We start from the raw sequence: 12,462 nt of genomic DNA on the forward strand, positions 1-12,462 counted from the left end.
GGTTCTATCCCTGTTTCGAGCGCGCAATAACCTCGCCCGGTGCAAACGGCAAGACATCAGCCTGCGGATAGAGCCTTTCCAGCGCCGAACCGATCATTTCGAGCCCAAGTCTGGCGCCCTCGCGCGACAGGGGCAGGTGCCGCCCTGTCGTCCGCGACGCCTTGCGCTCGATGAAGAAACAGGTCGAGCCGCGCGGGGCCGCATCCTTCATCAGCGCCAGATCCGACGCGATCAGCCTCTTCAGCTCGTCGGCCTCGGCCGATGCTGCGTAGCTCTTCGCCAGGATGCGCGCCCAATAGGTGCAGGAGAGGAAGATCGCCAGCGTCTGGCGGATCTGGCCCGACCGCGTCACCACCGACCAGGACGAGCCGAGCGGCCGCGCCGCCACCGTTACGTCACGGTAGCAGGCATCAATCTTTTGCGACAGCGCCATCAGCACAAAACCGCTCTTGCCTTCGCCGATCGCGCTCAACAACTCGTCCAGCGCCTGAAACCAGCGGGCGAGTGCCGCATCAAGCGCGCCGCGCGTGCGTGCCGGAAAGACCAGGAAGGCAACCGCCGTTCCGGCCCCCGCGCCGATCAAGGTCTCCCCGATGCGCAGCTGCAAGAGATCGAGCGTCAGCACCCCGGTCATGCCGTAGACCAGGCAGAGCACGATCGAGATGAAGAAGGTCATCGTCGCGTAGGAGACCTGCAGGAAATAGAAAGCGAGGAAAATGCAGACGACAGCAACCGGAATGGCGACGACAGGCTCACCCGAAATCAGCGTCGCCAGCAGGAGGCCCATGGCGATCCCGAACACCGTGCCCAGCGAGCGCGACAGCGCCTTCATCGCCGTGTCGCCGCGCGAATTGGTGTTGGTGAAGACGAGGAAGGCGGCAAGCACCGCCCAGAACCAGCGGTCGCGCGACAGAAGCAGACCGAAGCCCATGGCAAGCGCCGAGGCGAGCGTGATCTGCAGCGCCGAGCGCAGCAGCGGATTGGCAAAGGAAAAGTCGATCCTTTCAGGCTGCGCAGTGTCCTTGACGGCATCGATGCCGGCAAAGCCGGAGGCCTGCCCCTCGCCGATCGCCTGCGTCAGCTGCTGCCGCGCCTCGCCGAGCCAGAGAAGCGCCCGCACGGTTTCGCCCTGAGGCTCGTCTTTGATGGCTTCCGCCATCCCCTCATAGGTGGCGAGCTCCGCCTTGTCGGCCTCGATCACGGCATGGATGAGCGCAAAGGGCGGCAGGCTCTGGAAGCTCACCACGATCGCGCTTTCGGCAGCGAGATGCGCATCGAAGAGCCGAATCGCCAATTCCGCGGCGGGATCGGAAGCACCGTCGAAGACGCCGGCCGGCGGGCGTGGAATGAAGGTCTCAGCCATCAGCACCACTTCCTTCAGCCGGTCTTCCAGCTGGCGCAGCTCCTGCCGGTCAGCCTCGCCGATATGACCGCTGCCGGCAAGGGTGGCGAGCTTGAAGAGGATCTGGTTGATCCGGCCGCGCACGCTTTCGAGCGAGCGCAGCAGGTCGCGCCGCCAATCATCCGGCAACAGCACTGCTCTCACCAGATGGCCGACGAGTACCGAGACGACGGGGCCGATCGCCACATCAGGCAGCTCGGCAAGGGAAGGCCGGAAATAAGACCCCATGAAATAAGAGGTGAAGGCGAACATGCCGATCGCAAAGCCACGCGGCCCGAACACCCGCCCGGCCGATGCGAGCGCGATCACCACCAGGAAGACGAGATCGGAGAGAAAACGGCGATCCTCGAGCCCCGCCGCAATGCCGACGACGGCAAGGCTCGCGACACAGCCGAAAAGCCGCGTCACCAGCTGGCGCGAATTGCCCTTGTCGCGCACCGCCACCCCGCCCTCGATCGACAGCACGATGCCGAGACCGAAGGCCGCCGTCGGCAGCGGCACGATCAACTTCTGGATGGCGAACAGGATGGCGAAGGAGAGGACGATCGTCAGCGTCACCCGCGAAGCCATGCGCAGGCGCGAAAGCGCCGGATCGTTGGCAAGCAGCCAGTCGCGGAACTGAAAACCGGAAAACAAATGCAAGAGCCCCTCATGCCGCTCAGAGATCGAATCTCGATGCTCTTGAATGTCGCGCGCCTATTGGCCCTTGGCAATCAGCGCCATCGTTGTCTTCAGGGAATCGCGCGCCTGCGTTTCGATATTCTCGGTGACGATATCGTCGATGACGGGCTTGCCGCCTTCCTCGACCACCTCGAAATGAACGGTCGTATAGTCCTGGGCATCGGACGCATCCGAGCAGGCGGATTTCTTGAAGCGCACGGTCACCTCGGCCACGCCGTCGACCACAGGCGCTGCCACCATCGTCAGATCCTCCAGCGGGCAGGCATCCTGGCCGTTGACGATGACGTCGTAGTCGAAGGGCGATATGCCGTCGTCGTCGACGGCGGGAAACTGCGCCGCCGCCTGGTATTTCGCGACGAAATCGCGGCTGTAGAGATGGTCAAGCCGGCTCGCGTCGAAGATGTCGATCCAGTCGCTGCTATTGTCGGCCCAGTTGCTCCTGGTCGCGTCCATGATCTCCTTCACCGGAGCGATGATTTCGGCGGCGTGGCTGATGCCTGAAAAGGCGATAAGGCTTGCGATAACAACGGCGATTGTCTTCATGGTCGAATGTCCGGCGTCGGCAGTTGAGGCGGACACTAGCCAAATTCCAGTACTTGGCAATGGCGGCAAAAACGCATTGTCGAACCCCTTGCAGCTTTGCGTTCCCGGTTCACAATGCTATAGCGCTCCTCATCACATCACCCACCCGGGACCCCGTCCCCATTCAAGCTCGAACGAGGCAGATACATGAACAAGATCAAGGTCGCCAATCCCGTCGCCGATCTCGACGGCGATGAAATGACGCGCATCATCTGGCAGCTCATCAAGGATAAGCTGATCCATCCGTATCTTGACCTCGACATCGACTATTTCGACCTCTCGGTCGAAAACCGCGACGCCACCAACGACCAGGTCACTGTCGACGCCGCCAACGCCATCAAGAAGTACGGCGTCGGCATCAAGTGCGCGACGATCACGCCGGATGAAGCCCGCGTCAAGGAATTCAACCTCAAGGAAATGTGGAAGAGCCCGAACGGCACGATCCGCAACATCCTCGGCGGCGTCATCTTCCGCGAGCCGATCATCTGCAAGAACGTGCCGCGCCTCGTTCCCGGCTGGACCAAGCCGATCGTCGTCGGCCGCCACGCCTTCGGCGACCAGTACCGCGCCACCGATTTCAAGTTCCCCGGCAAGGGCAAGCTGACGATCAAGTTCGTCGGCGAAGACGGCACCGTCATCGAGAAGGAAGTCTTCAACGCACCGGGCGCCGGCGTTGCCATGGCGATGTACAACCTCGATGAATCGATCCGCGAATTTGCCCGCGCCTCGATGATGTATGGCCTGATGCGCAAGTGGCCGGTCTACCTGTCGACCAAGAACACCATCCTCAAGGCCTATGACGGCCGCTTCAAGGACATCTTCGAGGAAGTCTACGAGACCGAATTCAAGGATCAGTTCAAGGAAGCAAACATCACCTACGAACACCGTCTGATCGACGACATGGTCGCCTCGGCGCTCAAGTGGTCTGGCGGCTACGTCTGGGCCTGCAAGAACTATGACGGCGACGTCCAGTCCGATACCGTCGCCCAGGGCTTCGGCTCTCTCGGCCTGATGACCTCGGTTCTGCTCACGCCCGACGGCAAGACGGTCGAAGCCGAAGCCGCTCACGGCACGGTCACCCGCCACTACCGCCAGCACCAGAAGGGCCAGGAAACCTCGACCAACTCGATCGCCTCGATCTTCGCCTGGACCCGCGGCCTGGCGCACCGCGCCAAGCTCGACGACAATGCCGAACTCGCCCGCTTCGCCGCGACGCTCGAAAAGGTCTGCGTCGACACCGTCGAATCCGGTTTCATGACCAAGGACCTGGCGCTGCTGATCGGCCCCGACCAGCCGTGGCTCTCGACCACCGCATTCCTCGACAAGATCGATCAGAACCTGCAGAAGGCCATGGCGTAAGCCGGCCTTTCCGAGATAACATCGAAGCGGCGGGGATTTCCCCGCCGTTTTCATTTTGGGAGAACGAACCGATGACGGCCATCCTGCGACCGCTCGAACCCTTTGACCGAGCCGCTTGGGAACCCCTTTGGGAGGCCTATCAGCGCTTCTACGAAGTGGTCATCCCGCCCGAAACCACGGATCTCACCTGGGCTCGTTTCCACGATCCTGACGAACCGATGCATGCGCTCGGCGCCTTTGACGAAGACGGCCAGCTTGTCGGCATCGTCCATGCCATCTTTCACCGTTCCTGCTGGCTGCCGCAATGGACCTGCTACCTGCAGGATCTCTATGTCGACAACAGCCAGCGCGGGCTCGGTACCGGTGCCGCTTTGATCGAGGCCGTCGCCGACCTCGCCCGCGCCAACGGCGCAGGCAGGCTCTATTGGATGACCCACGAGACCAATGCAACGGCCCGCCGGCTCTATGACAGGATCGCCGAGCGCTCCGGCTTCATCCAATATCGCAAGGCGCTCTGACGATCGGGCCTTGCAGGCAGACATCGCTGCGCTATTGATTCCGTGGGACCAAATAACGGCAACACGAGGAGGACGTCATGACCGAAGAATTGGTATTCTATACGAACCCGATGTCGCGCGGCCGCATCGCGCGCTGGATGCTGGAGGAGATCGGCCAGCCCTATCGCACCGAACTCCTGACCTTCGGCGAAACCATGAAGGCGCCGGAATATCTCGCGGTCAATCCGATGGGCAAGGTGCCGACGATCCGCCATGGCGACACCATCGTCACCGAATGCGCGGCGATCTGCGCCTATCTGTCCGAGACCTTCCCCGAAAAGGCGCTGGCGCCTAGGCCGGAGGAGCGCGCCCGCTATTATCGCTGGATGTTTTTTGCCGCCGGTCCGCTCGAATCGGCGGTGACGATGAAGGCTCTCGGCTTCGAAATTCCGAAGGAACGCCTGCGCATGGCCGGCTGCGGCAGTTTCGGCGACGTCATGAACACACTCGAGAAAGCCGTCTCCGCTTCGACCTACATCACCGGCGAGCGTTTCACCGCCGCCGACGTCTATGTCGGCTCCCATATCGGCTGGGGCATCGGATTCGGCGGCATCGAAAGACGCCAAGCATTCCTCGACTATGTCGGCCGCATCAGCCAGCGCGAGGCCTACAAGCGGGCGAACGCCCTTGACGACGAAGCCGTCAAGACCATGCAGGCCGCCTGAGTCTCGAAGGCACGGCAGATCCGCCGCGCTCCCGATCGGGGCGTCAGACGAGCGGCATGTGAATATCCGTCAAAAGCTCGGTCGGCGACACCTCGCGCGGATTGTTGAGATATTCCTCGAACATGACCCTGTCCTTCAGCTGCCGGCCGGATTTCGGCAGCCATTCGGCAAAGAGCCACTGATAGGACTTGGACATGTCGGCATAGGGACCCTTGTGGCGCAGCACCGCATAATCGCCGCCGTCGATCGTGCGCCGCTCGAAGGGTGACGCCGACGACACTTCGGCAGCGCCGGTGACGCAGGCGATCGAGCGCAGCTTTTCCTCCGGCACAAGATCGGGATCGTCGAGATAGACGCCGATCATCCGCATGTCGGGCTTGGCGAGGCCGCGGGCGTAAAGCGTGCCGAAAAGCGTCTCGAAGGCCTTGTCGATCTGCATGTAGGAGCCGGTATGGGCAACGCCGATCAGCTTGATCGGCGCGATCTCACGTATGGTAACGTCTAACATGACTTTGGTCTTTCCGTTAGGTGAGGGCTCATAGGCTGTGTGGCTTCCCTCTTTCCGGTAGCGGGCCGGCGGCATGCCGTAGACCGACTTGAAAATACGATTGAAGGATTGGAGATTGGGATAGCCTGATCGCTTCGCAATTTCACTGACGGCAAGTTCCGTGCGGACGATCTCGCCCGCCGCGTGATGCAGCCTGAGCCGCTTGACGGTGGCCGCCAGCGTCTCGCCGTAAATCGCCCGGTAGATCCTGTGCCAGTGATAGCTCGACATGCAGGCGATCTCGGCAAGGCGCTCCATATCCAGCTCCTCGTCGAGGTGGTCGTGAATATAGGCCGAAACCCGTCTCAGACGGTTTTCATAAAGTGCCCATGCCGTTTCGCCATTCATATCGGAACCTCGTGCAAGTCGATCGGCTTGAGAGAACCATAACCCGATTTGACAAATCCTGCGGAAATTGGCTCTGGGCTTTGAACCTGCGAAACAAAAAAGGCGGAAGCCAAGCCTCCGCCTTTCGAAAATCGTTGATGAACCGGCAGTTCAGCCGGCAAGTGCCACGGCTACCGCCTCGATCGCCTCGTCAGCCTTCGATCCGTCGGGGCCGCCGGCCTGCGCCATGTCGGGGCGGCCGCCGCCGCCCTTGCCGCCGAGGGCGGCAGATGCGATGCGGACGAGGTCGACGGCGCTGTAGCGCTGCACGAGATCCGGTGTCACCGCCACGACAGCACTTGCCTTGCCGTCGTCGGACACGCCGACGAGAGCAACGACGCCGGAGCCGATGCTGGTCTTGCCGTCATCGGCAAGCCCCTTCAAATCCTTGGGATCGACGCCCGAAATCGCCTTGCCGAGGAACTTGACGCCGGCAACCTCGCGCACGGCACCGACCGAGCCGCCCTGCCCGCCGCCCATGGCAAGCTTGCGCTTGGCGTCAGCCAGTTCCTTTTCGAGCTTGCGGCGCTCGTCCATCAACGCTTCGACACGCGACAGCACTTCGCCCGGCTGCACCTTCAGCGAGGCAGCAAGCGTCTTCACGCGCTCGTCCTGTTCGGCCAGATATTCGCGCGCCGATTCACCGGTGACGGCCTCGATACGGCGAACGCCGGCGCCGACGGCACTTTCGCCGAGAACGCGGATCAGGCCGATCTGGCCAGTGGCTCCGACATGCGTGCCGCCGCAGAGTTCGATCGAATAGGGCTTGCCGGCCTTGGCGCCGCGCACGCCCTCGCCCATCGCCACGACGCGGACTTCATCTCCGTATTTCTCGCCGAACAGCGCCATCGCGCCTTCGGCGATCGCATCGTCGACGCTCATCAGCCTCGTGGTAACCGGCGAATTCTGCAGCACGATCTCGTTTGCCATATCCTCGACGATCTTCAGCTCCTCGGCCGACATCGGCTTCGGATGCGAGACATCGAAACGCAGGCGCTCGGGCGCGACCAGCGAACCCTTCTGCGCCACATGGGTGCCGAGCACTTCGCGCAAAGCCTCGTGCAGCAGGTGGGTCGCAGAGTGGTTGGCACGCAGCCGCGAACGGCGGGCATGATCGACTGTCAGCACGACCGCATCGCCGTCCTTAACGACGCCGTCGATGACAGTCCCCTGATGCACGAACAGGCCTTCGCCCCTCTTCTGCGTATCCGAAATCTCGATCTTGCCGTGGTCGGACGAGATCACGCCGGTATCGCCCATCTGGCCACCGGATTCGCCGTAGAACGGTGTCTGGCTGACGACGATCTGCACCTTGTCGCCGGCCTTGGCCTCGGTGGAAACCGCGCCCTCTTTGACGATCGCCTGCACGACGCCTTCAGCCGTTTCGGTGTCATAGCCGAGGAATTCGGTGGCGCCGTGTTTTTCCTTGAGCTCGAACCAGACGGTTTCCGTCGCCTTCTCGCCGGAACCGGCCCAGTGCGAGCGGGCTTCGGCCTTCTGGCGCTGCATCGCATCGGTGAAGCCGGAGATGTCGACGCCGATCTCACGGGCACGCAGCGCATCCTGCGTCAGATCGAGCGGGAAGCCGTAGGTGTCGTAGAGCTTGAAGGCGGTCTCACCATCCAGCATATCGCCCTTGGAAAGATCCGTCGTCGCGTCCGACAGAAGCGACAGGCCGCGTTCCAGCGTCTTGCGGAAGCGGTTTTCCTCCAGCTTCAGCGTTTCCGAGATCAGCGCCTCGGCGCGCACCAGTTCCGGATAGGCGCGGCCCATCTGCTGCACCAGCGTCGGCAGCAGCTTGTAGACCAGCGGTTCCTTGGCGCCGAGCAGCTGTGCATGGCGCATGGCGCGGCGCATGATGCGGCGCAGCACATAACCGCGGCCCTCATTCGACGGAAGCACGCCGTCGGCGATCAGGAAGGCCGAGGAGCGCAAATGGTCGGCGATGACGCGGTGGCTGGCGCTGCCTTCCGCCTTGACGCCCATCGTGTCCTCGATGGTGCCGATCAGCGTGCGGAAGAGATCAGTGTCGAACACGCTCTGAACGCCCTGCAGAATGCAGGCCATACGCTCCAGCCCCATGCCGGTATCGATCGACGGGCGAGGCAGCGGGTTGCGAACGCCAGGTTCGGTCTGCTCGAACTGCATGAAGACGAGGTTCCAAAATTCCAGGAACCGGTCGCCATCTTCCTCCGGTGAGCCCGGAGGGCCACCCCAAACATTCTCACCCTGGTCGATGAAGATTTCCGAGCACGGGCCGCAGGGGCCGGTATCGCCCATCTGCCAGAAATTGTCTGAGGTCGAGATGCGGATGATCTTGTCGTCGGAAAAGCCGGCGATCTTCTTCCACAGCGTCGCAGCTTCCTCGTCCTCGGAATAAACGGTCACCAGCAGACGGTTCTTCGGAAGGTCGAAGCCTTCGGTAACGAGCTTCCAGGCAAGCTCGATCGCATTCTCCTTGAAATAGTCGCCGAAGGAGAAGTTGCCGAGCATCTCGAAGAAGGTCAGGTGGCGTGCAGTATAGCCGACATTGTCGAGGTCGTTGTGCTTGCCACCGGCTCGCACGCATTTCTGCGACGTCGTCGCCGTCGAATAGGGACGCTTTTCGAGGCCGGTGAAGACGTTCTTGAACTGCACCATGCCGGCATTGGTGAACATCAGCGTCGGGTCGTTGCGCGGCACGAGCGGGCTCGACGGAACGATCTCATGGCCGTTCTTCTTGAAATAGTCGAGGAAGGTCGACCGGATATCGTTCACACCGCTCATGCTATGCCCTTCAATGCTGCCGGAGGCAGGTAAATTTAAATTCATCGGCTTTTAACGTTCACCCCCGCCACTGTCCAGCAGACAAACAAAACCGGCCGCATTCTCATCAGGAATGCGGCCGGTTGGAACTGTCCGATGAGTTTAAGCGCGAAAATTACATTTCCGCAGTGGCATCGCCATCGCCGTCATCGGGGTCCGGTCCGCCATTCTGCAGGAAGCGGTCGGCGATCAGGCCGGCATTCTGGCGCAGCGACAGTTCGATCTCGCGGGCGAGATCCGGATTGTCGCGCAGGAAAGTCTTGGCGTTTTCACGGCCCTGGCCGAGACGCTGGCTGTTATAGGAAAACCAGGCGCCCGACTTTTCGACGATGCCGGCCTTGACGCCGAGATCGACCAGTTCGCCGGTCTTGGAAACACCCTCGCCATACATGATGTCGAACTCGACCTGCTTGAAGGGCGGCGCCATCTTGTTCTTGACGACCTTGACGCGGGTCTGGTTGCCGATCACCTCTTCGCGCTCCTTGACCGCGCCGATGCGGCGGATGTCGAGGCGCACGGAGGCGTAGAATTTCAGCGCATTACCGCCCGTCGTCGTTTCCGGCGAACCGAACATGACGCCGATCTTCATGCGGATCTGGTTGATGAAGATAACCATGGTGTTCGACTTGGAGATCGAAGCGGTGAGCTTGCGCAGCGCCTGGCTCATCAGTCGTGCCTGCAGGCCGGGAAGGCTGTCGCCCATCTCGCCTTCGATTTCGGCGCGCGGCGTCAGTGCTGCGACGGAGTCGACGACGAGAACGTCGACGGCGCCGGAACGCACCAGCGTATCGGTGATTTCAAGCGCTTGTTCGCCGGTATCGGGCTGCGAGATCAGAAGATTCTGCAGGTCGACGCCAAGCTTGCGGGCATAGACGGGATCGAGCGCATGTTCGGCATCGACGAAGGCGCAAATGCCACCCTTCTTCTGCGCTTCGGCAATCGTCTGCAGTGCAAGCGTCGTTTTACCGGAGCTTTCCGGCCCGTAGATCTCGATGATGCGGCCCCTCGGCAGGCCACCAACGCCGAGTGCAATATCGAGGCCAAGCGAGCCGGTCGAGATCGTCTCGATCTCGACAACATTCTCGTTGGAGCCGAGTTTCATGATCGAGCCCTTGCCGAACGACCGCTCTATCTGTGAGAGTGCCGCTTCAAGCGCCTTGCTTTTGTCCACCGATTTGTCCTCTACCAGCCGCAATGAATTCTGAGACATCCGATCCACCTTTAGGTTATTGAAGCCGCTCAAGCAATGTCGAGTTTGTACCCTATTTGTTCCATTCTCGCAATAGGCGATCAAACAGTTGAAAGAAAAAGGTAAAACGGCACGTGTTCTGTATTTGTTTTATCGATGAAAAGCAACGACTTAAGCCAAAGGTGCCGACTCAACCGCGACGTGGCGCACCGTATCGATTCGTCCTTCGGGCATCGGGAGAGCGGATCGGATGACGAAAAAGATTCTTGTTCTCGGCGGCGCCCATATCGACCGGCGCGGCCGAATCTCCGGAGAGACGGCGCCTGGCGCCAGCAATCCCGGCACCTGGTTCGAGGAGCCGGGCGGCGGCGGTTTCAATGCGGCGCGCAACCTGGCAAGACTTGGTTTTCAGGTGACGATGATCTCGCCGCGCGGCGGCGATCCGATGGGCGAGACGGTCGGAGAAGCTGCCGATTTCGCCGGCATCGACGACCGGCCCTTCGTCTTCCTCGACCGCAAGACGCCGAGCTACACGGCGATCATCGAGAAGGACGGCAATTTGGTGATCGCCCTCGCCGACATGGATCTTTATCGCTTCTTCGTGCCGCGGCGTCTCTCCATCCGCTGGGTGCGGGAGGCCTTCGCCGCGCATGATTTCATCCTCGTCGACGCCAACCTGCCGGAAGAGACGATCGCGGCGATCGTCGCAAAGGCACGCTCGCTAGGCAAGCCCGTTGCGGCAATCGCCATCTCGCCGGCCAAGGTCGTCAGGCTGAAGCCTTGCATCGGGGATATCGACTACCTGTTCCTGAATGAGGCTGAAGCTGCCGCCCTTGCCGGTGAGCGGCCGGAAGACGCCGCCGGCTGGCTACCTTTGCTGAACCAGATCGGCATCCGGAACGCCGTCGTCACCCGCGGCCGGCGTGAGCTCGTCGTGCTTTGCGAGGGCCGCGCCGTGACGCTGCAGCCGCCGATCGCCGACACCGTTGCCGATGTTACGGGTGCCGGCGATTCTCTTGCGGCCGGCACACTCGCCGCATTGATATCAGGCCTGCCGCTCGAAGAAGCCGTCCGCCACGGCACCGCGGCCGCCACGCTGACCGTGCAGTCACGGCATGCCGTCAACGAAAATCTGACGCCCGATCTGCTGTATGAGGCGCTTGCCCTTGTTCCCGAGGTCAGAATTCTGCATTGAAGCGGCTAATTAAATAGTTGAGCATGATGTCGTCCGAAAACCGCTCACACTTTTCGGCATCATGCTCTGTCGATCACAGGACAAGACCATGACCAAGCCCATCTCCCCTCTTCTGCCGATCGCCTATTCGAAGGAAGTCGCCAGCGCCAAGCAGCGCGGCGCGCCGTTGGTAGCACTGGAATCGACGATCATCACCCACGGTATGCCCTATCCCGGCAATATCGAGATGGCCCGCAGCGTCGAGGCGATCATTCGCGAACAGGGTGCGGTGCCGGCCACGATCGCCGTCATTCACGGCACGCTGCATATCGGCCTTGAAGCTGCGGAACTGGAGCAACTCGCCAAGGCAACCGAAGTGATGAAGGTGTCGCGCGCCGATCTCGCCTTTGCCATCGCCGAACGCCGCACCGGCGCCACCACGGTCGCGGCGACAATGATTGCGGCGGCGCGCGCCGGCATCCGTGTCTTTGCCACAGGCGGCATCGGCGGCGTGCATCGTGGCGCCGAAGAAAGCTTCGATATATCAGCCGATCTCGAGGAACTGGCGCGCACCGGCGTCATCGTCGTCTGCGCCGGCGCCAAGGCGATCCTCGACATTCCGAAGACCCTGGAAGTGCTGGAAACCCGCGGCGTGCCTGTCGTCACCTATGAGAGCGAGGAATTCCCCGCTTTCTGGTCGCGCTCCTCGGGCATCCGCAGCCCGCTGTCGCTGAACAGCCCGGCCGCCATCGCCAATTTCCAGACGGTGCGCGAACAGCTCGGCATCGACGGCGGCATGCTCGTCGCCAATCCGGTACCGGAGGCAGACGAGATCGCGAGCGAGGAGATGGAAATCTATATCGAGCGGGCGCTCGACAGCGCCGAGCGCGACGAAATCACCGGCAAGGCCGTGACGCCCTATCTGCTCTCGACCATCTTCGACCTGACGGATGGCCAGAGCCTGAAGACTAACATCGCGCTCGTCGAAAACAACGCGCGGCTTGCGGCTGAGATTGCGGTGGCGCTGGGTGAGTGAGGACTACGGGCCGTCGGCGGCGCCACGCAAGCCCCCTCTGCCCTGCCGGGCATCTCCCCCACGGGTAGGGAGATTGGC

10 protein-coding genes are annotated in these 12,462 nt (G+C 62.0%); 5 read left to right on the forward strand and 5 right to left on the reverse strand.

Annotation, left to right across the window (positions count from 1 at the left end):
• Positions 1–4 precede the first annotated feature (4 nt).
• Both RlegSU303_RS11905 and RlegSU303_RS11910 read right to left on the reverse strand, forming a co-directional pair.
• The gene (locus tag RlegSU303_RS11905) at positions 5–2,044 is read right to left on the reverse strand and encodes an FUSC family protein (RefSeq protein WP_131718556.1); all 2,040 of its coding nucleotides are present in this window, start codon (positions 2,042–2,044) and stop codon (positions 5–7) included.
• Between the two features lie 54 nt (positions 2,045–2,098).
• On the reverse strand, positions 2,099–2,626 hold the full coding sequence (locus RlegSU303_RS11910; RefSeq protein ID WP_131619832.1) for a hypothetical protein: 528 nt from the start codon (positions 2,624–2,626) through the stop codon (positions 2,099–2,101).
• A 186-nt stretch (positions 2,627–2,812) separates the two neighbouring features.
• On the opposite strand from RlegSU303_RS11910, the gene RlegSU303_RS11915 reads away from it, so the two are divergent.
• The 3 genes from RlegSU303_RS11915 to RlegSU303_RS11925 all read left to right on the forward strand — a co-directional run bounded on the left by RlegSU303_RS11915 (position 2,813) and on the right by RlegSU303_RS11925 (position 5,246).
• Positions 2,813–4,024, forward strand: a complete 1,212-nt coding sequence (locus tag RlegSU303_RS11915; RefSeq protein WP_094085842.1) for an NADP-dependent isocitrate dehydrogenase — start codon at positions 2,813–2,815, stop codon at positions 4,022–4,024.
• A 71-nt stretch (positions 4,025–4,095) separates the two neighbouring features.
• The gene (locus tag RlegSU303_RS11920) at positions 4,096–4,542 is read left to right on the forward strand and encodes a GNAT family N-acetyltransferase (protein ID WP_017960660.1); all 447 of its coding nucleotides are present in this window, start codon (positions 4,096–4,098) and stop codon (positions 4,540–4,542) included.
• Between the two features lie 77 nt (positions 4,543–4,619).
• A complete protein-coding gene (locus RlegSU303_RS11925) occupies positions 4,620–5,246 on the forward strand; it encodes a glutathione S-transferase family protein (protein WP_131619831.1) in 627 nt (208 codons plus the stop codon).
• Positions 5,247–5,289: 43 nt separating this feature from the next.
• Here the strand turns inward: RlegSU303_RS11925 and RlegSU303_RS11930 are convergent, their stop codons facing one another.
• The 3 genes from RlegSU303_RS11930 to recA all read right to left on the reverse strand — a co-directional run bounded on the left by RlegSU303_RS11930 (position 5,290) and on the right by recA (position 10,195).
• Positions 5,290–6,141 (reverse strand): AraC family transcriptional regulator, encoded by an 852-nt coding sequence (locus RlegSU303_RS11930; RefSeq protein WP_131718557.1) that lies wholly within the window; start codon positions 6,139–6,141, stop codon positions 5,290–5,292.
• Between the two features lie 150 nt (positions 6,142–6,291).
• A complete protein-coding gene (alaS, locus tag RlegSU303_RS11935) occupies positions 6,292–8,946 on the reverse strand; it encodes an alanine--tRNA ligase (protein ID WP_131718558.1) in 2,655 nt (884 codons plus the stop codon).
• Between the two features lie 154 nt (positions 8,947–9,100).
• On the reverse strand, positions 9,101–10,195 hold the full coding sequence (gene recA, locus RlegSU303_RS11940) for a recombinase RecA (RefSeq protein ID WP_003540131.1): 1,095 nt from the start codon (positions 10,193–10,195) through the stop codon (positions 9,101–9,103).
• Between the two features lie 229 nt (positions 10,196–10,424).
• Here recA and RlegSU303_RS11945 point away from each other — a divergent pair, with 229 nt between their 5' ends.
• Positions 10,425–11,369 (forward strand): carbohydrate kinase family protein, encoded by a 945-nt coding sequence (locus RlegSU303_RS11945; protein ID WP_131709173.1) that lies wholly within the window; start codon positions 10,425–10,427, stop codon positions 11,367–11,369.
• Positions 11,370–11,457: 88 nt separating this feature from the next.
• On the forward strand, positions 11,458–12,384 hold the full coding sequence (locus RlegSU303_RS11950) for a pseudouridine-5'-phosphate glycosidase (protein ID WP_131619827.1): 927 nt from the start codon (positions 11,458–11,460) through the stop codon (positions 12,382–12,384).
• Positions 12,385–12,462: the final 78 nt, after the last annotated feature.

This window comes from Rhizobium sp. SU303 (assembly GCF_021052345.1).
GTDB lineage: Bacteria > Pseudomonadota > Alphaproteobacteria > Rhizobiales > Rhizobiaceae > Rhizobium > Rhizobium laguerreae.